The following is a 20931-nucleotide window of genomic DNA, read 5'->3' on the forward strand; positions in this document are numbered from 1 at the left end:
ACACTTGCTTACCCCGGCGAGTCGAGCCACCAGAGCGTCCGGGTCAGGACGGCCACGGGTCGGCTCGTCGACCCACCACGGGCAGGGCCAGGGCGACCCCCGTGCGTTCGGCCTTGCGGGACAGGAAGCTCATGGTGGCGGTGAAGTCGTCGAAGAAGGCGGGGAAGGGCCGCAGCGGCCGGTCGAGGGGGCGGGTGAAGTCGTCCCAGTGAACGGGCACGACGCGCCGGGCACCCGTCGCCGTGACCAACCGGTCCCAGTACTCCTCTCGGAACGCCTCGTCCTGCTTGCCGAGCGCGCCGATCCCCAGGTACACGGTGTCGGCGCGGCGGCCGTCGAGAGCGCCGGGCAGGCTGTGGGCGCTGGCGTGGACGAGGAGTTCGCGTTCGCCGTGCCGGATGTGCAGGGTGTAGCAGTCGCCGGTCCGGTAGGCCGTGGCGCGGGCCGGAGGACTCAGGGGGCGGTCGATCCGGCCGGGGGCCAGATCACCGGGGCTGTGCCGGGCGGGCAGGGCGGTGAGTGTGAAGCGCCCGATCGTGAACGGCTCGCCGGTGACGACCAGTTGGAAACTGTCGTCGGGGAAGCCGTGCCCGGCGGCGATGTTGCGGGTCGAGGCGGAGCCGATGAGACGGGCGCCGGTGGCCGCGGCCACCTCGGGGGCGTCCAGGGCATGGTCGTAGTGCGAGTGGACGACGAACACCGCGTCGAGGCGATCGATACCGGCCCGGCGCAGGGCCGCGGTGATGCGAGCGCGGTCCGGTCGCACCCGGCCGAAACGCACGCGCAGCAGTCCGGGACGGCTGAAGAACCCGTCGGTGAGGATCGCCGTGTCACCGTCGTCGATCAGGATCGTGGACACGCCGAGGAACACGGTGTGCGGCGCCCCGGGCCGGAGCGGCGCCGGTGGCTCGTACAGGTGCGCCCAGGGGGCGAGGCCGGGCGCCCGAAACCCCCGCAGCATGGCTGCCACCCCCGGGCCACGGCCTTCGGCGCCGACATCCATGCCTCTCCCTCGCCTTCCTCGCTCAAGTGACCGGGCGAACAATGTAGATGACGAACCATCATTAGGGTCAGTACTCACCGTGGCCGATGATCTGCTCGATCGCCTCTGTGAACTCCTCGCCTGCGGCCGTCGCGCGATGCTCTCGCCCGGGAGCCTCTGGTCCGGAGCGGTGGCCCCGGGGCGCACGACGGCCGTGGCTGTCCGGGCCGGCGCCGGACAGCCACGGAACCCGCGACCCCTGTCAGGCGCTCGCGATGCGCCACCGGTTGTCGGCGGTGCCGTCGTCGGGCGCCTGGACCGCGAAGGCCCCGACGGCGGTGGAGTTGCCCGCGATGGCGAGCAGCTTGCCGCTGTGCACATTGCGGATCTTGTAGGTGCCGTCGCCCTGGTCGAGCAGCGTCCACTGATGGTCCGCGGTGCCGTTGTCCGTCCACTGGAGCACGCTCGCGTTGTCCGCGGTGGACATGTTCAGCACACCGAGGACCTTGCCACTGTGGACGTTCCGGAAGCGGACCGCCGTCCCGTCTGTGATCATCTCCCAGTCGTGGTCGGCGGTGCCGCTGTCGGTCCACTGAAGGGCGAGGCCGCCGTCGGCGGTGGACATGTCCTGGACGCCCAGCACCAGATTGCTGGCTACGTTGACGAGGTGTACGGAGGCGATGCCTGCGGTGTTCCAGTAGACGGTGTAGTTGAAGCCGTGCGCGTCGTGGAACGGGCCCAGATCGACGGCGGAGCCGCCCGCGGTCGCGGTGAAGGCGAGCGACGTGCTGCTGGTGCGCGCGATACTGGCGGTGTTGAGCAGCGGGAGCGTGCTGAGCGTGCTGTCTCCGTAGTCGCCGGCCAGCACGACCGGTCCGTAGGTGACCGCGGCGGTGTTCGCGTTGTCGGGGGCGGCCCGCAACACGACCCGCATGGGAAGGCGGACGGTGACGGTGTCGCCGGACGCCCAGGTGCGGCTCAGGGTGGCGTAGGTGCCGGGGGTGGTGGCGATGTTCTGCGCCACGCCGTTGACGCTGATCGTGGCGCCGGTGGTCCAGCCGGGAATGCGGATGCGCAGCGCCCACGCTCCGGCGGCGCTGCCGGTGACCGTCAACGTCGTCGTGTCGCCGGTGGGGTACGAGGTGGTCTGGGTGACGGTGATTCCGCGCTGGGACCAGGTGAGCACGGACGGCACGAACAGGTTCACGGTGAGCGTGGTGTCGTTGCGGAAGTAGATGGAGTCCATCAGCCGGGTGTGCATCTCAAGGCCGGTGCCCTGGCAGCACCAGAAGGTGCCGTAGTCGGTGCTCCAGGTGCCTCCGCCCCAGGCCGGGCCCACACCGCGTCGGCCGCCCGGGTTGAGCGGGGTGAAATAGGTGACGTGGCCGTGGGCGTCCGCCGGGTTCTGTTGACCGATCATGTGGTTCAGCCAGGCCCGCTCGTAGAAGTCGAACAGCGCGGCCCGGTCCGGGGTCACCGCGTACAGGTCGCGGGTGAGCTTGAGCATGTTGTACGTGTTGCAGCTCTCGCAGGTGTCCTGTTTCAGGTAGGCGGCGATCGCGTTCGGCGCGCGGAAGTGCTCCGCCTGGCTGTTGCCGCCGATGGCGTAGGTGTGGGTGCCGACGGCGATGTTCCACGCGTTGGTGGCGATGTCCCGGTAGCGGGTGGTGCCGGTCGCCTTGTACTCGCGCAGGGCGCCGATCCACTTGGGGACCTGGGTGTTGGCGTGCAGCCCGCCCAACTGGTCCAGGTTGGCGGCCAGCGGGTCGAACACGGCGGCGTGGTCGAAGCGTTGGGCGGCGGTGAGCCACCGCGTGTCGCCCGTCTGCTGGTAGAGATCGCACAGCACGTCGTTCATGCCGCCGAACTCCACGCCCAGCATCGCCTGCATCTGCTGACCGGTGAGCCGGCCGGTGCGGGTGTCGACCCAGCCCGCCAGAGCCAGCAGGACGTCCCGGGCCTGCGTGATGCCGATCAGGCGCCACACGTCCAGCAGCCCGGCGAGCGTCTTGTGGATCGTGTAGTACGGCACGTTGCCGTTGCTCAGGGTGCCCTGTTCGAGGGCGGTGAAGTCGGACTCGGGATAGCCGGAGAGATAGCCGGTGGTGAATCCGGCGGCGCTGTTGTTGGCCTGGCACTTGGCCAGTTCCGCCACCATGTAGACCGCCTTGCTGCGGGCGACCGAGTCCCCGGTGACGGCGTACAGCTGCGCCCAGGCGGTGAGGAAGTGTCCCTGCACGTGGCTGCGGAAGGGGAAGTCGGGCGCGTCCCAGCCGCCGTTGGCGGCGGCGCCGGCCGTGGAAAGCTTGTGGTTGGCGCGGAAGGTGTACAGCAGCCGGTCCACGTCCACGAACCGCAGGTAGGCGGCCGTACGGTTCTGGTTGTCCAGCCACCGGCTCGCGGTCAGCCGCACCTGGCCGAAGTCGAAGGAGTACGCGGAGACCCCGATGTCGGCACGGGCGGGAGGGACGGCCGCCCGGGCGGGAGAGACGCCGACGAGAGGACCGGCCGCGGAGGCGGCGAGCGTGGCTCCGGCCGCCTGCATGAGGCGTCGTCTGCTGAATGAGGAGGGCATCGTTCACCTGTTCCTTGATCGGGGGAGCGGGGATGGGGCAGGGCCGGCGCTTCGTGCCGCCGGGTGGTGACGTGGGGGTTGCCGACTGCTGCGCTCCGGTTCCCTGAGCGCGGTGGTGCGGCCAGGCCACTGACGTGCCGCTGCCTGCGCGGCCGGCGGGGAAGGCGGCTCGTGGACCGGCGGCCGCCGGCAGCGCCACCCGCGGCAGCCGAGGTCGCTGTGCGCGGGGGCCGCCCTGGTGCGCGACGCGGCGTGGGAACCTCTGGGTGTGCGCGGACCGGCGCCCGTCGGCAGCCTTCGAAGCGTTGCCTGGTGGACAGGGCCTTGATGGCGATGGCGATGGCGATGGCGGGGTGGAAGTTCTCGAATCCGCCAGGACATGCCGGATCAGCGCTCCCTGCTGGGCTTGACGTAGCGGCTCGGGAATGTTCGCGATATCGAACGTTGGTCGGCTCTTCGGCAAGCACGGATGATAGACGTTCGAATGAGTCGGCCAACACCCTTCGTGCTGCGATTTCAGCGGATCGCCGTCAACTCGGTTGCCGTGTCGACGGCGATCCGATGCGTAAGGCCTGGAGATCCCGCATCTGCGCATGCACCGTCAGATGCAGCTCACGGCAGGCTGAGCTCCTCGCGAGCTCCCGCGACCCAGCGCAGCACGCCGTGGGAGTCGGAAGTCTCGGCCAACTCCGTCGCTTCCTTGAGCAGCGCCGCCGCGTCATCCTGCCGCTCCTGCTGGGCGGCCAGATGAGCCAGCCCGATCAGGTTCGCCGCCACCCCCGCCAGGAACCCCAGCTCCCGGCGCAGGCGGGTGGACTCCTCGAAGTGCGCACGAGCCTCGTCCAGGCGGCCGGCCATGTGGTCGGCGAAGCCGAGGTGCCGCAACGCGTAGGACGTCGTCAGCCGGTCACCGGCCCGGGTGGCGAGGTCGAGGGCACGTTCGAAGGCGGGCACGGCGGTGTCGGTGTCGTCGCGGACCACTTGGTGGAAGGTGCCGACCCAGAACACCGCCTCGCCCTCGCCCCGTACGTCACCGAGCCGCCCGTACAGCTCCGCCGCACGCTCGAAGAGCTCAAGCTCGCGCGCATCCTCGACCCTCTCCTCCAGGAAGCGGGCGTGGATCACCCGGCCGCGAGCCAGTGCAAGGTCCGCCTCGACCTCGTCGAGGCTCCGGTCGGCGGACGCCAGCGCACTGCTGTCACCGCCGAACACGGCGCGTTCGTAAAGGAGTTCGGCTTGCTTGATGCGCCCGTCAGCAGTCATGGCGGGATCGTATCGACCGTGCGCCAGAGAATTCGATGGTCAGAACTCGGCGACAACCCGGAAGAGTGCGGGGTCGGGCAGGGCGAACTCGGGGGAGGTGGAAGGCGTTGTCGGAAGCGCGGGTCGTTGCGTGCTGTGCGCCATGCGTCGGGGCTGTCCCAGTGCGCGACGCCGACCAGCTGGAAGCGGGTGTCCGGGTCCACCGCGCGGTGCAGCCGGTTGTCCCGGAAGCCGGGCGCCCTGCTCATCAGCTCTGCGCGGCCGAGCCAGTGCGGCAGGAATGCATCGATCCGCTCGGAAGGCAGCTCGAAGGCATTGACGAAGGTGATTCCCGGACCTTCGCCCGAACCGTTTCCCCTCGTGCGGAATTCGGCCGCCACCTCGTACCAGCCGCCGTGCACGGTGGCACAGCCGGCCGCGGTGCCTGCCGACGCGCTGAAGCCGGGATTCGCCGGCGCCTCGGGCGAGGACGGCCGCCAGCGCCTCCTGTGGTTCACGGCCCCGCCCGGTACCGAGGGCGCCGCTCAGCTCGAGCTGCTCGGCGTCACCGGCACACAGGACATGGCGGCGCCCGAGGGAGCCTCCCGCACCGAAGGTGGCGTCCACGCGGGCTGAGAGCGGATGTCCAGGCCCAAAACCGCCCGCGCGGCAGGCCCCCGCCTCCCCGAAGCCCCCCACACGGCCTTGGCCTTTGGGCGAGCGGCTCCGTGGCATCCGGCCGCGGGAGCCTCCGCAAAAACCCGTTGGCGGACCACGGCGACCACTGCTAGCTTTCCGGAGGCCGTGCGAGAACGAGGAGGTGGTACCCGTGAACACAGTATCGACATGGGTGCTTCCCTCCGGGGTCACGGTCGGGCGATAGGTCGTCCGGGAGCGCCGTTCACGAGCACTCCCGAAAGGCACGACCATGCAATTCACTTCCGAACAGCACCTCGGCAGCGGCGTCCTCGAACGCGAATTCACCCTCGGCGAGATCCCCGGCACCCTGTGGACGCCTGAATCCGCTGCACCGGCCCCGCTGATCCTGCTCGGCCACCCCGGCGGACTGCACAGGATGTACCCCCGACTGGCGGCCCGGGCCCGGCAATCCGCGGCGGAGGGCTTCGCCGCGGCCACCATCGAGCTTCCCGGAAGCGGTGACCGGCCCCGTTCCGCCGCCGCCGAGCAGGCCCGCGCCGACCTGCGTCGGGCGCTGGAGGCCGGCGAGCCGGTCGACGACGAGATCGTGGACCGGCTCGTCCTCCCGCTGGTCGAAAAGGCGGTCCCGGAATGGCAGACCACCCTGGACGCCCTCCTTTCGCTGCCCGAGATCGGCGGCCCGGTCGGGTACTCGGGGGGAGTGATGGCCATCGGGATCCGGCTGGCTGTGGTCGAGCCGCGCATCTCGGCCGCCGTTCTGTTCGCCGGGAGTTTCGTGCCTCGCGCCATGTTCGAGGAGGCCCGGCAGGTCACCATTCCGCTGCACGTCCTGCTCCAGTGGGACGACGAAGGGAACGACCGGCAGCAGGCCCTGGACCTGTTCGACGCCTTCGGTTCCAAGGAGAAGACGCTGCACGCCAATCTGGGCGGGCACACCGGCGTCCCGCAGTTCGCGGGGGACGCCGCGGCCCAGTTCTTCACCCGGCATCTGAGCTAGCCGCCGACCACCCCCGCCGTCAGGCCGGCAGCAGACGGTAGGCGGTGTCGGCCGGGAGGCCGATCGTCGAGGACAGCTCCCGGCCCTTCTCAATGGCGGTGGCCGGCAGCTGCACGACCGCCCCGATCGCGGCGGTACCAGCCATCGGCGGTACCGGCCGGTCGGGGCGGGCGAGGGCGTGGACGCCCAGGTTCGGTGTCAAACGCCTCGATCGGATGACAGGGCGACTGGCTTCACTGCTGCACGGTCTCGCGGTCGGTGTCGGAGACCGCTCTCGTGACCCGCTGCTTCTTCCGTCAGCAGCTCGCAGGTCTCCCAAATGTGCGGTTGCCAGGTGGTTCGGGGACGAGCACGGTAGGCCCTCGGGTCGGAAGTGCGGGCACGCGTCGACGCCGTCGGCGAGGGCCTGGACGCGGGCTGCCGGAGCGGAACTCGCTTGGACAAGCCTCCGGGTGTGTTACCCGCTAGATCGCGGCGTGCGGTCGATGCGCGTTCCCGGCCGGTCGGACGGGCGGTCAGCGCAGTCCGGCGAAGAGATCGTTCTCGGGTACGGCCGCGCCCGTGGCGTCCTGGACACGTACGAAGGTCTCCATGCCCATCAACTCGCCGAACCTCTCCGTGCCCATCTTGAGGAAGAAGATGTTCTCGCCCTGACTGGCGTGCGCGGCCAGCGCGTCGAACTTCTGACCGCTGAACGCGGTGGTGTCCACCCACGTGGTGATCTCATCGTCGGGGAGGCCTATCTCGGCCATCGCGGCGGCCTCGGCAGGATCCGGCTCCGGCATGTCCTCATGGAACTCGCGCATGATCTCGCCGAACCGCTGCATCATCGAGCGGGGCATCGTGGTCCAGTACACCTTCGGTGTCAGCGCGGTCATCTCCAGCGCCGCCATCGTGATGCGGTGGGCCTGGATGTGGTCGGGGTGGCCGTAGAAGCCGTTCTCGTCGTAGGTGACGACCACATCAGGTCGGTAGTGCCGCATGAGTTCCGCGAGTCGGGCCGCGCCTTCCTGCACGGGGGTCTGCCAGAAGGATCCGGGGGCGTCGTTGCTCGGCCAGCCCATCATCCCGGAGTCGGCATAGTCCAGCATCTCCAGATCGCTGATTTTCAGGACGTCGCAGCTCGCCTCGAGTTCTTGACGGCGCATCAAGGCGACCGCCGCCGGATCGTGCCCGGGATCGCCGGGCTTGACACCCCCCGGTCCGTCACCGCAACCGCCGTCGGTACACGTCACGAGAACCGTGCGGATGCCTTCCGCCGCGTACCGCGCGAGGACCCCTCCGGTTCCGGTGGCCTCGTCGTCGGGGTGCGCGTGTACTGCCATGAGCGTCAAAGGCCGGTCAATCACGAAACAGTCCTCCTGCGGGAATACGTCTTGGTCCGAGTGCGCGGTGGGCGTACCGCGATCCTGGGGCCCGGATCCTGGCGGGCGGCCGACCTTGTGGTCTCCGTGTTCCCCGCCCGTGCGGCGCCGGTCCCTCGGTCGATGCAACCGTGCCGGCCGGGTCGGCTGTTCCCGGCGCGGCGGTTTGGCCTTGTGCGGTACCGGTTCTCCGTGGTCCGCGGCGACCAACACGATGACAACCGGCTGGTCATCGGTGGCTCGGTGGCCTTCGGTCTCGTCGATCGAAGCGCGGGTGGTGCGGTGATTCGTGCGCACCACGCAAGATTCACCCCAGCCAGTACAGTCACCCAGCACCCCCGGCCCCTCGCCCCCGTACGACTAGGTTGACTGGCAAGGAAGCAGAAACGACTGGGTTCGTTCGATCACAGCTCGGCGACGCAGTTCGGTTGAAGCAGGAGTACGGCGATGTCGTCGGTGTGTTGACTGGCTTGGCGGGTGTGGTGGACGAGGCTGTCCACGAGTTGGTGCAAGGGAAGGCCGCTCCACTCACCGAGGCGGTCTGCGAGGTCAGCGATGGTCTGGGCGATGTCGACGCCGGGGGTCTCCACGAGGCCGTCGGTGTAGAGGGCGAGGAGCGCCCCCGGACGCAGCGGCAGCGTGGTGACCGGGTAGGAGTGGGTGCCGAGACCGATGCCGAGGGGCGGGCCGGGACGGACGGCGACGGCATGGGCCCGGCTGTCGGGGTGTCGAAGCAGCGGTGGCGGATGTCCGGCGCTGGCGAGGGTGACCTGCTGGTGGGCGAGGTCGAGATGGGCGTAGAGGCAGGAGACGAAGCGGCTGGCGTTCAGGTCGGCGAGGTCGCGGTCGGTGCGTGTGAGGACCTGCTCGGGCGTGGCTCCCGCCGTGGCGTGGGAGTGGACGGCCATGCGGACCAGGCCCATGAGGGCGGCTGCCGACATGTCATGGCCTTGCACGTCCCCGATGACGGCCGCGGCGGTGGTGTCGGTGAGGCGGATGAGGTCGTAGAAGTCGCCGCCGAGGTTCACGCCATGGCTGGCAGGGAGGTATCGGGCGGCCACATCGAGTCCGGTCACCGTGGGCAGGGCGTGGGGCAGGAGGGTCTGCTGGAGGGCGTGGGCGAGGCCGTGTTTGGTGTCGTAGAGGCGTGCGCGGTCCAGGGCCTGGGCGATGAGACCGGCGAGCGGCGTGATGATGGAACGCTCGGCGGCGGTGAACCGGTGGGGATCGTTGTAGGCGAGCAGCAGACCGCCGATCGGGCGTCCGGAACTCAGCAGCGGCAGGAAGGCCCATGCTTGTTTGTCGGTGAGTTGCGGCGCCTTGGGGTAAAGGTGGGCAAGCTCTTCCCGGTTGGCGAAGAACAAGGACATGCCGGTGGCCATCGCGCGGCCGGCGGGGGTCAGATCGGCGTCCATGGGCAGGCCGTCCAACCGCTCGATGACGTCGGGGGCGTACCCGCGGTACCCGATGATCCGAATAGGGTCGGGATCGGCAGCGGACATGATCATGCCGTGGGCGCCGAAGGCAGGCAGGACCTGGTCGGCGACCAGGTCGACGACGTCCTGGACGCCGACGGTTTCGGTCAGGGCGGCTGCCAGAACCATCAGAAGATGGATTCGGCTCTCCGGCGAGGCCGCGGCTCCGTTGGAGGGCTGCGTGCCGAGAGCCGTCGACGAGCGGTGGGGCGTGACGAGGATGCTCGTGCCGCTGTCGTCCGCGTGCAGGCGGAGGTCAAGCCACTGGTCCGGAGGGTGCAGGACGGGCAGGGTGACACTCTCGTAGCTGCTCAGAGCAGTGCGATACGCGTCCATGTACGTGATGTTGTCGAGCCAGGGCAGTGATTGCGACGGCTGGGTGCCCAGCAGCTGTTCCGCGGGTTTGCCGAGCAGCTCGACCGCGGCGGTGTTCACGTAGGTGATCTGGCCGGCGAGGTCGAGGGCGAGGGTCCCTTGGGGAAGGCGTTCGACCAGGCCGACCGCCGCTGACGCGGGCTGCGGCGTTGGCTCTTCGGGACGGGGAGGGACGAAACGGGGCCGCTCCGGAATGACCGGAGGGCGGACAGCTGCGCTCAGCACGCGCGCGATGCGCTGGGCACTGAAGGCGATGCGTCCACGCTCACTGAGGCTGAGAAGAGGCGTACGACCGGGAGGCCACGCGAGCAGCAGCGCACCCCGGCAGTGTCGGACGTGTCTGAACGGGGCGACCGCGAACGCGAGTTGATAAGGGAGGTTCGCCGCGGCGCGCGGGTAGAGGCGCGCCAGCTCTTCCAGGGAACTCACCCAGACGAGCCGCTCGTTGCGTATCGAATCCTGCATCGGACCGGGCGCGGCGAAGGCGCTCCGCCACCACGGTGCGAAGGCGTCGACCGGCACACCGCACAGCGTGACCAGACCCATCACCGATTCATCCGGGTCCACCAGGTAGACACCACCGAACCTGGCACCCGTGCGGCGCACAGCCCCCGCCAGGGCCGCACCGAGCGGATCAACCGCATCTGGCTGCTCACCGAACCCGGTCATTCGACGCAGTACCTCATGCCCATACTCAGAACGCTAAGCTCGCACGGCGGTGACGGCATGTGGATCAGTCGCGCCGCGCCTTGCAGCTTCCTGAACATGCTGATCAGGTGCCGTCCTGCTTGCGTGGCGGATGGGACATGCGCCGCGCGGCGCCGATCGGGTCAGGGCTGTGGCTTGGCCTTGCGGGCGTGCTGGGCGGCCTTCCAGGGTTCGGGCAGGAAGCGGTGCTTGAGGGCGGTGCGTTTGGTGGCGGCGTCACCGCCGACGACTTCGGCCCGGCCGTCCATCAGGGCCAGGAAGCCCTGGCGGGCGACGGTCTTGCGGCTGTTCTTCTTCATGCCGGTGCCGAAGGCGGTGTCGTCCATGCCGGCGCGGGCGTGGAAATCGCTGTCCGTGGCGCCGGGCATGAGGGTGGTGACGCTGACGCCGTGTTCCTTGAGTTCTTCGCGCAGTCCGAGGGCGAACATGCGGGTGAAGGCGCGGGAGGGTCCGTAGACGGTCTCGTACGGGGTGGGCAGGGTCGCGGACAGCGATGAGGTGATCAGGATGCGGCCCCGGCCGTTGGCGGCCATGTGGCGGGCCACGTGTTTGGCGAGGTGGACGACGGAGGTGACGTTGAGGTCGATGAGGCTGAGTTCGTCGTCGAGGTCGGTGTCGAGGAAGGCTCCGCCGATGCTGCGCCCGGCGTTGAGGACCGCGGCCTCCAGCGGCCGGCCGGTCTTCTCCACCGCGCGCCACACGGTTTCCACGCCGTCGGCCCGGGACAGGTCGGCGCGCACGGAGATGACGTCGGTGCCGTGCCGGGCGAGGTCGGCGGCGGCCTGGTCGGTCTTGTCGCTGCGGCCGGTGGCGATCAGGTCGAAGCCGTTGATCGCGAACAGCAGGGCGAGTTCGTGGCCGATGCCGGCGGAGGCGCCGGTCACCAGGGCCAGGGGGCGGGGGGTGGCGGGGCTGTTCACGAGGTGCTCCGTTCCGTGGGTGAGGGGGTGGCGGAGTGGGGGCGCGGGCCGGCTTCGCGGGCGTTCCAGCTGGCGAGCAGGCGCCAGGCTTCCTGGGAGGTCTGGTCCTGGGCGGGCAGGTAGAGGAAGAGGGTCTGGTCGTCCTCGCCGGGCAGGGTGAACGCCTGGTAGTCGATGGTGAGGGGGCCGACCAGGGGGTGGCGGAAGCGTTTGTGGCCGAAGGTGCGGTTGAGGACCTTGTGGTCGTCCCACCAGCGGCGGAAATGCTCGCTTTTCATGGTCAGCTCGCCCACCAGTTCGGCGGTGCGGGTGTCGTCGGGGTGACGGCCCGCGTCCAGGCGCAGGATGGCGGTCATCTCCGCGGCGATCTTCGCCCAGTCCTCGTACAGCTCGCGTGCTTCGGGGGCCAGGACGATCCAGCGGGTGAGGTTGCGTTCCCGGTAGGGCATGGCGTCGAAGTCGGCGAGCAGCACTCGGCACAGGTGGTTGGTGGCCAGGACGTCGCCGCGCCGGCCGAGGATGAAGGCGGCGTGGTCGTCGAACGAGTCCAGGATCCGGCGCAGCCCGACCCGTGCCCTCTGCACGGTGGGGGCGCGGCGGCGCTCCTTGGCGGGTTTGGGCTTGACCAGGTCGAACAGGTGGGTGCGCTCGGCGTCGTTCAGGCGCAGCGCCCGGGCGATCGCGTCGAGGACGCTGTCCGAGGGCGTGATGTCGCGGCCCTGCTCGAGGCGGGTGTAGTAGTCCGTGCTCACCCCGGCCAGCTGGGCGACTTCCTCACGCCGCAGGCCCGGCACGCGCCGGTAGGCGCCCTGCTCCGGCAGCCCGACCGATTCGGGCGTGAGGCGGGCACGGCAGCGGCGGAGGAATGCGCTGAGATCGACGTGGGGGGCCATGTCCTCCATGTTCCCCACTCCGGGCCAGGTGTGCGGCGGGGAAGGGGGGTCGCTGTGTCCTAGGAAGCCGCGCCCCGGGAAGAAGCGTCCCCCGGCGCCCCCGGCATCGTCCCCTGGCATCGCCCCCCGGGGCGCGCCCGCGGCGGTTCGCCATCGCGTGGCCGAGCGCCGGCTTTCCGGGCCGATCCGGAGGTGGACGATCTGTCGTGAGCGCCCAGGGAGGGGGTGGCATGGAGCGAGATGTTCAGCTGGTGCGGGACTTGGTGGCGGCTGCGCCTGGCTTCGAGGGCGCGTTCGACGCGCACGTCTTCAACGAGGACGGTGTCCTGCCCCACGTGTTCTTCCGGGATGTCGTGCAGGGGACCGTCGCGTCGTTCCTCGGAAGAGACGAGACGGACTGGCGAGTGACGCTGCGGTTCCTGGAGGAGCGGCTTCGACTTGATGTCCCCGAAGTGACCCAGGTGGTCACCACCTCGTTCCTCTTCCAGCTGCCATGGCCGGATCAGCCCGGACACAGCCTTGTCGACCACCTTGGTCCCGCCATGAGCGCACGGTTCGCTGCGATCCGGCCGTCCGGCCAGGACTTGACCTGTGGGCGGCCGCCCGGCTTCGACGAAGGCGCCGGCGTGAGTGAGGTCGGCGAGGACGGCTTGACTGATGTGGCTCTGCGTCTCGGTGCCGTAGACCCTGACCGGTCGACAGTGCCGCTGTGCCCGCCTGTGCCTCTTGATCGTTTTCTGGGCTGCGCCTACGCTTCCATGCCCATGGACATGGGGGAGCTGGAAGGTGGGCGCAGGCCATGGCCCGCCAGGCCGGTCAGGCATCGTGTGACCGCGGCGCTGCTGGCCGGGGCAGCGGGGCTGGCCGTTCTGGGCGCGGTGCTCGTCCTCCTGCCGGGTGTCGTGGTCGACCACGATCTCGCCGGGGCGAGCGTCGCAGCGCAGGACCGGCTCAAAGCGGTGAACGACGTCCGGACGACCCTTCTCCAGGCCGTCGGCGGCGTGGTCGTGCTGTTCGGCGCGTACGCCACCTGGCGGCAACTGCGCGTCAGCCAGGACGGCTTGCGCGCCACCCAGGAGGGCTATGTCACCGACCGGTTCAGCACGGCCGTCGATCAACTCGGCAGTGACAAGCTGGAAACGCGCATCGGCGGACTCCACGCGCTGTGGCGGATCGCGGAGCACTCCGCCCGCGACCGCGAGGCCGTCATCTCCATCCAGGCCGCCTACTTGCGTACGCACCTGCCCTGGCCTCCCGCCGGACCGGAAGCGCCGGCGACGGACGCGCCCATCAATGACGTCGTGCCGCTGGAGGTCCGAGCCGCCGACGCCCAGGTGGCGCTGACCGGGCTCGGCGTGTTGTTGCTCCAGCCCCGGGAGCAGTCCTGGGTCAACCTCGGCGTCACGGACCTGCGCCGGGCCGACTGCGACGGGCTGTGGCTGCACGAGGTCAACCTCGACCGATCCTGTATGGAGGCGGCGGGTCTCTACCACGCCAACCTGACCCAGGCGTCCCTCGTCGCGGTCAACCTGCGGCACGCCGATCTCAAGACGGCGATCCTGCGCCGGGCCCGCTGCGTCCTGGCCGACCTGCGGGGCGCACGGCTCGTCGAAACGGACTTGCGTGACGCGGACTTCACCGAGGCCGACCTGCGCGAGGCGAACGTGCGCAAGGCCGATGCAGGGGGCGCCGTCTTCCACCGTGCCGACCTGCGCCTGGCCGACCTGCGCGGCTCCGACCTGAGCACGGCCGACCTGCACCAGGCACGTCTTACCGGCGCGCTGGCCAGCGAACACACGCGCTGGCCGGCTGGGTTCGACCACTCGGCCGCGGGTGTCGTCGTCACCGAGGATCCCGGCCCCGAACCCCCGCCGCTGCTCCAGCCTTCGGGGATAACGACACAGCACCCGCAACTGCGGTCCATGCCGTGACCGAGGCCCGGATGCGGGTGTGCCGGTGGGGTCTCGCCGGCCCGCTCTCAGGTGGTGTAGAGGTCGTAGGTGGGGGTGTGGTGGGGGTCGGCGATGATGTCGAGGCGGGGGTCGACGGTGAGGATGGCCTGGTGCATGCGCTGGAGTTGGGGTGAGGGTTCGACGCCGAGTTCGTCGATGAGGCGTTGGCGCAGGCGGCGGTAGGTGTCGAGGGCGGCGGCCTGTCTGCCGGAGCGGTAGAGGGCGAGCATGGCCTGGGAGTGGAGGCCTTCGTGCTGGGGGTGGCGGGCGGTGAGGTGGGTGAGTTCGGCGGTGAGTTCGCTGTGGTGGCCGAGGCGGAGTTCGGCGTCGATGCGGCGTTCCTGGGTGACGAGGCGGCTCTGGTGCAGGCGCATGGTCTCGATGTGCAGGACGGGGCCGTGGGGGACGTCGACGAGTGCTTGTTCCTGCCAGAGGCTGAGGGCCTGGTCGAGGAGGCGGGCGGCGTCGGTGTCGTGGCCGTTGTCGAAGGCTTTGTGGCCCTGGGCGGCGAGTTGTTCGTAGCGGTGGGCGTCGACGGTGTCGGGGGGTATCTGGAGGAGGTAGCCGCCGTAGCGGGTGGCGAGGATGTCCTTGGCGGTGGGGGTGCCGCTGCCGGCATCGGTGGTGGTGTGGGTGGTGGGGAGGGCGTGGGTGAGCATGCGGCGGAGTTGGAGGATGTAGGTCTGGAGGGTGGTGAGGGAGCTGTGGGGGAGGTCGGTGTCCCAGATTTCTTCCATGAGGGTGGGGACGGGGACGACCTGGCCGGGTCGCAGGGCGAGGAGGGCGAGGATCTGGCGGGGTTTGCCTGCGGTGGGGACGATGTTTTTTCCGTTGATTTCGGCGTTGAGTGCACCCAGAACTTTTATGTCCATTGTTCCTCCGTACCGTTTGCGTGAGGCGTGACGGTCGGTCCGAGGCGGTGGTGTGGCTTTCGATAGTGTCTTCGGTGGGGGTTGTCGCGGGGTTTTCGCGGGTTGGCCGCGAGGGGGTCTGAAGGTTTTATGGAGGGGCGTGCGAGGCGGTACCGAGCAGTTCTCCAGCGGTAATCCAGAACCCGCCGCGAAACGGAACCGGGCCGATGTCCGGCGAGGCGTGCGCGAGCTGGTGATGTGTGCGCGGACGGGGGTCGGTCGGCAGGCCGGTGCCGACGCCCGTTTCCGGCCATGGCGGCGGAACCGGGGAGTCCGGCCGTCCGTCGTGGTGCGGACCCTCCTCATCACGGGGCTGCCGCGGCCCGGCTGCGGGTGGGGACGGCCCCCCGTCTCATCTGTCCGAGGCGGAAAATCGCTCGCCCTGCGGGGCCACTGTCGTCACGTCAGGTCGCCACGGGTTCAGGCGTCGCCCGCCCGTCGGCAGACTGCCGTGCGGACTTGAAATCTCCTGGAGAAATCGTCCACGAAGGCCTGGGGTGAGCGGGCTGAACCCTGCATTCCGTAAGGCGCGCGGACTAGCATGCCGGGAAATCGCCACGTATTCCGGCGCGGAGGGCGGTGCGGAGTCCGTCTGTGATGTTGCCGCCGGAAATGATTCCGTTTCCGAATGGCTGTCAGGAGGTGCAGGTTGTCTCTGGTCGAGCAGGTGCGGGTTCCCTGATCACCTCGCGTCATAGTCCTGCCGACCGTCTCACCTGCTCGCGGCCTGATTCTCGAGCTCCCTGTCGTCCCCTTTGCGTGGCGGCGTGCCGAGCGTGCTGCGTGGCTGTGTTCCGGGTGGTTCTCGTTTGTCATCGCTGACGTAGTTTCGGGAGGTTGTCGTGTCTGAGTTCGCCGAGTCGCCCGCTGCTGGTGCCGCTGCTGCCGACGGTGGGGTGAGGGGTACGGGCGTCTGGTTGGTCGGGGCCCGTGGGTCGGTTGCGACGACCGTGGTCGCGGGGTGTGCTGGGCTGGTGGCGGGGTTGTATCCGGCGACAGGGTTGGTCACGGAGACCGAGGAGTTCGCCGCGGCGGGGCTGCCCGCGTTGTCGTCCTTGGTGTTCGGCGGGCATGACACGGTGGACTGGCCGTTGGTCAAGCGTGCCGAGATGCTGGGGGAACAGGGTGTTCTGCCGTACGGGCTGGTGCGGGCGGTGCGTGGTGAACTCGCCGTCGCTGACGGGGAGATCCGGCCGGGAGGGCCGGCGGCGGATGACGGCCGCAGCGACGAAGAGCTGATAGCGGCGTTCGCTGCGGACATCGAGGGTTTCACCCGGCGCAGAGGGCTGGCGCGGACGGTGGTCGTCAATGTCGCTTCCACCGAGCCGGTCGCGGTTGAGGGCGGGCGGCTGCCGGCGAGTTCGCTGTATGCCGCGGCGGCGTTGCGGGCGGGTTGTGCGTATGTGAACTTCACTCCCTCGGCGGGAGTGGGGCATCCGGCGCTGGAGGAACTGCGCGGGCGGGCGGACGTACCGTGGGCGGGCCGGGACGGCAAGACCGGGCAGACTCTGTTGCGGGCGGTGCTGGCGCCGATGTTCCGTCAGCGTGCTCTGGGTGTGCGGGCCTGGTCGGGGACGAATCTGCTGGGCGGGGGCGACGGGGCGGCGCTGGCCGATCCGGCGGCGGCCGCGGCGAAGAACGCGGGCAAGAACCGGGTCCTCGAGGACAACCTGGGTGCGCTGCCCGAGGGTGAGGTGCACATCGACGAGGTGCCCGCCCTGGGTGAGTGGAAGACGGCCTGGGACCATGTGGCTTTCGAAGGGTTCCTCGGCTCGCGGATGGTGCTCCAGACGATCTGGCAGGGCTGTGATTCGGCGCTGGCCGCGCCGCTCGTGCTCGACCTGGCCCGGCTGGCCGCCCGCGCGCAGGAGGCGGGGATCGCCGGGGGCCTTGCAGAGCTGGGTTTCTATTTCAAGGATCCCGACGGCGGCTCTGCGGCGCTGGCCGAGCAGTACGACGCCCTGGTCGCTTTCGCCGCGCGGCTGGCGGGCGGCCGGTGAGCGAGCTGCGTGACTGGGCCGAACTGCTGCGGGTCTCGGCGCTGTTCACCGTTCCGGGGGATGTGCTGGCGGGGGCTGCGGCGAGCGGTCGGCGTCCGGGTGCCGCCACCGCTCTGGCGGCCGGTGCTTCGCTGTGCCTGTACGAGGCGGGGATGGCGCTCAACGACTGGGCCGACCGGGACGAGGACGCCGCCGAGCGTCCTCACCGGCCTGTTCCCTCGGGCCGTATCGCTCCCGGGCAGGCGTTGGCGGCCGCCGCCGTGCTGACGGGCGCGGGCCTGGGGCTGGGTTTCGCCGCGGGCCGGCCCGCCGCATGGTGCGCGACGGCTCTCGCGGGCACGGTGTGGGCCTACGACCTGCGGCTGAAGCACACCGCGGCGGGTCCGGCGGCGATGGCCGCGGCCCGCGGCCTGGACCTGCTTCTGGGCGCGGTGGCCACCGCCGGCCCGCACACAGCCCGGCAGCGCCCGCTGGCCGGGCACCCTCCGGCAGGCACCTCGGCAGGCACCTCGGCAGGCACCTCGGCAGGCACCTCGGCAGGCACCTCGGCAGGCACCTCGGCAGGCACCTCGATGGGTGCCCCGGCGGGCAGCGGGGCGGGCGTCCTGGCGGGCAAGGGCGCGGGCGTCCTGGCTCGTCTCTCCGCGAGTGCTCCGACGGGTGCCGGTGCGGGCCCATCGGCAGGGGGTACCACCGGAGCGGTTCGCCGGGCGCTGCTGCCCGCTGCCGTGCTCGGCGCCCACACCTATGCGCTCACCACCGTCTCGCGGGCCGAGACACGGGGCGGTGCGCGGGGCGGCCCGCTTGCCGCTCTCGCTGTGACGGCCGTCCTCGGCGCGCTGGTCGGCACCGGTGGGCACCCCGGCCCGACCGCCCGATGGCGCCGGAGCGGGCGGGCCGGTGCAACCGGCGGGCCCGGTGTACCTGGTGCACCTGGCAGGCCGGGCGGGCTTGGCCGGGCTGTGCTGGCTGGTGGCTATGTGGTCACGGCTGGACGGCCGTTGGTGCATGCCGTGCTCAATCCGTCGCCGCCGCTGACCCAGCGGGCCGTGGGCGGCGGTATCCGTGCGCTGATCCCGCTCCAGGCGGCTCTCGCGGCGCGCTCCGGCGCGCCTGTCTCCGCCGCGCTGATTGCCGCGCTTGTGCCCGCGGCACGTCGGCTGGCGGGGAAGGTGAGCCCCACATGAGTGTCCGTCTGGGTTACGGCACGAACGGTCTGAGCGATCTGCGGCTCGATGACGCCCTGGGTGTACTGGCCGAACTCGGTTATGACGGCGTCGGGCTGACGTTGGACCACATGCACCTCGACCCGCTGGGCCCCGGCCTGGCCGGGCGCGTCGCGCGGGTCGCCGACCGGCTCGGTGCGCTCGGTCTCTCCGTCACGGTGGAGACCGGCGCCCGCTACGTCCTCGACCCGCGCCGCAAGCACGGTCCCACCCTGCTGGATGCGGAGCCCGAGGGGCGGGCGGCGCGGATCGCGCTGCTGGTCACCGCGGTGAAGGTGGCCGCGGACCTCGGGGCTCACGCGGTGCACTGTTTCAGCGGTGTCCGTCCCGCGGGCACGAGTGAGGAGGCCGCCTGGGATCTGCTCGGCGCTTCTCTGACCCCGGTCCTGGACGCCGCGGCGCAGGCGGGAGTTCCGCTGGCCATCGAGCCGGAGCCCGGTCACCTCGTGGAGACACTCGCCGGTTTCCATCGGCTGCGCGGGCAGCTCGGCGACCATCCACTGCTCGGTCTCACGCTCGACATCGGCCACTGCCAGTGCCTGGAGCCGCTGGCGCCGGCGGACTGTGTCACCGCGGCGGGGCCCTGGCTGCGGCACGTGCAGATCGAGGACATGCGACGCGGTGTCCACGAACACCTGCCCTTCGGCGACGGTGAGATCGACTTCCCGCCCGTCCTGGCCGCGCTGGACGCCACCGGATACCAGGGGCTGACCGTGGTCGAACTGCCCCGCCACTCCCACGCCGGCCCCGAACTCGCCCGCTCCTCCATGGCGTTCCTCCGCACCCAGCTCACCGCACTCGAGAACAAAACCCCTGCCGTCGGGCCGACCCCCGTCGGGCCGACCCCCGTCGGCCCGACGCCCGCTGCGCCCCCAGCCGACAGCGCCGCCCGTGTACTAGCTGACGTCGGCCCAACTCCTGCCGAGACCGGTGCCGTTGGCCGGACCTCCGCCGCACCGCCCGGCACCTCCGCCGCACCGCCCGGCACCTCCGCCGCGCCATCGACCGCCGCGCGTCTGACCGCGGGCGCGGGCGCCGGCGCTGCTCCCGGTCCGGCTTCCGCCGCGCCTCCCACCGTCTTCCCGCCGCCGTCCGCGTAAGGAACCCCGCATGTCGGTCACCCGAGAGGAACTGTCCACCCGCCTCGGCTCCGAGGCCGTCGCCTGGCTCGACGCCGCGCTCGCCGACGCACGCGCCGCAGCGACCCCCGCCCGGGCTGCCGAGCCCCCGGACGCCCAGGCCCCCCAGCCCCCCGCAGGGAACGCCGTGCCCCCCGCCCGGGACGCCACGTCGCGCCGGGGCGTACCCGCGTGGGAGCTGCGGTTCGCCGCGGCCGGCCGGGTGTGCGCCGGGCCGGAGGCGGCGGAGGCTGCCCGGGTGCTGCTGCTGCGCACCGCCCGCCCCGACGCGGCCACCGTGGCCCGCCTCTACGACCACGGCAGCGGCGCCGAACGCCGCGCCGTCCTGCTCGCCCTGCCCCACCTGCCCCTCACGCCCGACCAGGGCGTGGCGCTGGTCGAGGACGCGCTGCGCGCCAACGACACCCGGCTCGTGGCGGCGGCCCTCGGCCCCTACGCCGCCGCCCATCTGCCCGCCCACGCGTGGCGGCACGCCGTCCTGAAATGCCTGTTCACCCAGGTGCCGCTGGCCGCCGTCGCCGGGCTCGCCGACCGCGCCCGCGGTGACGGCGAACTCGCTCGCATGCTCACCGACTTCGCCGCGGAGCGCACCGCCGCCGCCCGGCCCGTCCCCGACGACCTGCACCACGCCCTCGCTCTCGCCCTCGCCGCCAAGGAAGTCTGATGCGCATCTTCGACCCGCACATCCACATGACCTCGCGTACCACCGACGACTACCGGGCGATGTACGCGGCCGGGGTGCGCGCCGTGGTCGAACCCTCCTTCTGGCTCGGCCAGCCGCGCACCTCACCGGAGAGCTTCCTGGACTACTTCGACGCGCTGCTGGGCTTCGAACCCTTCCGCGCCGCCCAGTACGGCATCGCCCATCACTGCACCATCGCTCTCAACCCCAAGGAGGCCAACGACCCGCGCTGCCTGCCCGTCCTGGAGGAGCTGCCGCGCTACCTCCTCAAGGACGGCGTCGTCGCGGTCGGTGAGATCGGCTACGACTCGATGACGCCGGCCGAGGACACCGCCCTTGCCGCCCAGCTCGAACTCGCCGCCGAACACGGCCTGCCCGCCCTGGTGCACACCCCGCACCGCGACAAGCTCGCCGGACTGCGCCGCACCCTGGACGTCGTGGCGGAGTCTCAGCTGCCCGCCGGGCGGGTCCTGCTCGACCACCTCAACGAGACGACCGTGAAGGAGGCCAAGGACTCCGGCGCCTGGCTGGGCTTCTCCGTCTACCCGGACACCAAGATGGACGAGCACCGCATGGTCGCCGTCCTGAAGGAGTACGGACTCGACCGGGTGCTGGTCAACTCCGCCGCGGACTGGGGCAACAGCGACCCGCTGAAGACCCGCCAGGTCGCCGACGCGATGCTCGCCGCGGGCTTCGGCGAGGACGACGTGGACCAGGTGCTGTGGCGCAACCCCGTCACCTTCTACGGGCTCAGCGGCCGCCTCGTCCTCGAGCCCGCCAAGCCCGCGGCCCTGCACGAGGGCAACTCCCTGCTCCGCGGCGGAGAGTGA

The 20931-nt window shown here is 70.8% G+C and carries 16 protein-coding genes and 2 pseudogenes; 8 read left to right on the forward strand and 10 right to left on the reverse strand.

Annotated features, from left to right (window positions below; genetic code table 11):
• Window positions 1-43: 43 nt before the first annotated feature.
• The 4 genes from G9272_RS42270 to G9272_RS42285 form a co-directional block, all read right to left on the reverse strand.
• Window positions 44-961 (reverse strand): MBL fold metallo-hydrolase, encoded by a 918-nt coding sequence (locus tag G9272_RS42270; RefSeq protein WP_171401488.1) that lies wholly within the window; start codon window positions 959-961, stop codon window positions 44-46.
• Window positions 962-1244: 283 nt separating this feature from the next.
• Entirely contained in the window at window positions 1245-3557 is a 2313-nt protein-coding gene (locus tag G9272_RS42275; protein ID WP_171401489.1) for a beta-L-arabinofuranosidase domain-containing protein, read from the reverse strand.
• A 612-nt stretch (window positions 3558-4169) separates the two neighbouring features.
• Window positions 4170-4820: a tetratricopeptide repeat protein gene (locus G9272_RS42280; protein WP_171401490.1), complete on the reverse strand. Its 651-nt coding sequence runs from the start codon at window positions 4818-4820 to the stop codon at window positions 4170-4172.
• Window positions 4817-5221: an antibiotic biosynthesis monooxygenase family protein gene (locus G9272_RS42285; protein WP_253268108.1), complete on the reverse strand. Its 405-nt coding sequence runs from the start codon at window positions 5219-5221 to the stop codon at window positions 4817-4819. The genes G9272_RS42280 and G9272_RS42285 overlap by 4 nt, the downstream gene beginning before the upstream one ends.
• A 64-nt stretch (window positions 5222-5285) precedes the next feature.
• Between G9272_RS42285 and G9272_RS42290 the strand changes: the two are divergent.
• Both G9272_RS42290 and G9272_RS42295 read left to right on the forward strand, forming a co-directional pair.
• Window positions 5286-5435: pseudogene (locus G9272_RS42290) on the forward strand (transcriptional regulator); the annotation flags it as partial.
• Window positions 5436-5727: 292 nt separating this feature from the next.
• Complete coding sequence (locus tag G9272_RS42295; RefSeq protein WP_171401491.1) at window positions 5728-6456, forward strand: dienelactone hydrolase family protein; 729 nt, start codon at window positions 5728-5730, stop codon at window positions 6454-6456.
• A 19-nt stretch (window positions 6457-6475) separates the two neighbouring features.
• On the opposite strand, the gene G9272_RS42300 is transcribed toward G9272_RS42295, so the two are convergent.
• From G9272_RS42300 to G9272_RS42320, 5 genes are all read right to left on the reverse strand, one after another.
• Window positions 6476-6658, reverse strand: a complete 183-nt coding sequence (locus tag G9272_RS42300) for a hypothetical protein (RefSeq protein WP_171401492.1) — start codon at window positions 6656-6658, stop codon at window positions 6476-6478.
• A gap of 313 nt (window positions 6659-6971) precedes the next feature.
• Window positions 6972-7805 (reverse strand): PIG-L family deacetylase, encoded by an 834-nt coding sequence (locus tag G9272_RS42305; RefSeq protein WP_171401493.1) that lies wholly within the window; start codon window positions 7803-7805, stop codon window positions 6972-6974.
• 419 nt (window positions 7806-8224) lie between these two features.
• Entirely contained in the window at window positions 8225-10339 is a 2115-nt protein-coding gene (locus G9272_RS42310) for a SpoIIE family protein phosphatase (RefSeq protein WP_171401494.1), read from the reverse strand.
• A 161-nt stretch (window positions 10340-10500) separates the two neighbouring features.
• Entirely contained in the window at window positions 10501-11298 is a 798-nt protein-coding gene (locus tag G9272_RS42315; RefSeq protein WP_171401495.1) for an SDR family NAD(P)-dependent oxidoreductase, read from the reverse strand.
• Window positions 11295-12191 carry a helix-turn-helix transcriptional regulator gene (locus G9272_RS42320; RefSeq protein ID WP_171401496.1) on the reverse strand — a complete coding sequence of 299 codons (897 nt, stop codon included), beginning with the start codon at window positions 12189-12191 and terminating at the stop codon, window positions 11295-11297. Before G9272_RS42320 ends, G9272_RS42315 begins: the two co-directional genes overlap by 4 nt.
• An 827-nt stretch (window positions 12192-13018) precedes the next feature.
• Between G9272_RS42320 and G9272_RS42325 the strand changes: the two genes are divergently transcribed.
• Window positions 13019-14122 (forward strand): pentapeptide repeat-containing protein, encoded by a 1104-nt coding sequence (locus G9272_RS42325; RefSeq protein WP_171401497.1) that lies wholly within the window; start codon window positions 13019-13021, stop codon window positions 14120-14122.
• Window positions 14123-14169: 47 nt separating this feature from the next.
• Here the strand turns inward: G9272_RS42325 and G9272_RS42330 are convergent, their stop codons facing one another.
• Window positions 14170-15015 (reverse strand): AfsR/SARP family transcriptional regulator, encoded by an 846-nt coding sequence (locus tag G9272_RS42330; protein ID WP_171401498.1) that lies wholly within the window; start codon window positions 15013-15015, stop codon window positions 14170-14172.
• A 935-nt stretch (window positions 15016-15950) separates the two neighbouring features.
• On the opposite strand from G9272_RS42330, the gene G9272_RS42335 reads away from it, so the two are divergent.
• From G9272_RS42335 to G9272_RS42355, 5 genes and pseudogenes are all read left to right on the forward strand, one after another.
• Window positions 15951-17054 (forward strand): inositol-3-phosphate synthase, encoded by a 1104-nt coding sequence (locus G9272_RS42335; protein ID WP_253268286.1) that lies wholly within the window; start codon window positions 15951-15953, stop codon window positions 17052-17054.
• Window positions 17051-18241, forward strand: coding sequence for a UbiA family prenyltransferase (locus G9272_RS42340; protein WP_253268109.1), 1191 nt, complete (start codon window positions 17051-17053; stop codon window positions 18239-18241). The genes G9272_RS42335 and G9272_RS42340 overlap by 4 nt, the downstream gene beginning before the upstream one ends.
• Window positions 18238-19069 (forward strand): annotated as a pseudogene (locus G9272_RS42345) (sugar phosphate isomerase/epimerase family protein); the annotation flags it as partial. The gene G9272_RS42340 and the pseudogene G9272_RS42345, both read left to right, overlap by 4 nt.
• 321 nt (window positions 19070-19390) lie before the next feature.
• A complete protein-coding gene (locus tag G9272_RS42350) occupies window positions 19391-20083 on the forward strand; it encodes an EboA domain-containing protein (RefSeq protein WP_171401500.1) in 693 nt (230 codons plus the stop codon).
• Window positions 20083-20931 carry a TatD family hydrolase gene (locus G9272_RS42355; protein WP_171401501.1) on the forward strand — a complete coding sequence of 283 codons (849 nt, stop codon included), beginning with the start codon at window positions 20083-20085 and terminating at the stop codon, window positions 20929-20931. The genes G9272_RS42350 and G9272_RS42355 overlap by 1 nt, the downstream gene beginning before the upstream one ends.

The sequence above is a fragment of the Streptomyces asoensis genome (assembly GCF_013085465.1).
GTDB lineage: Bacteria > Actinomycetota > Actinomycetes > Streptomycetales > Streptomycetaceae > Streptomyces > Streptomyces cacaoi_A.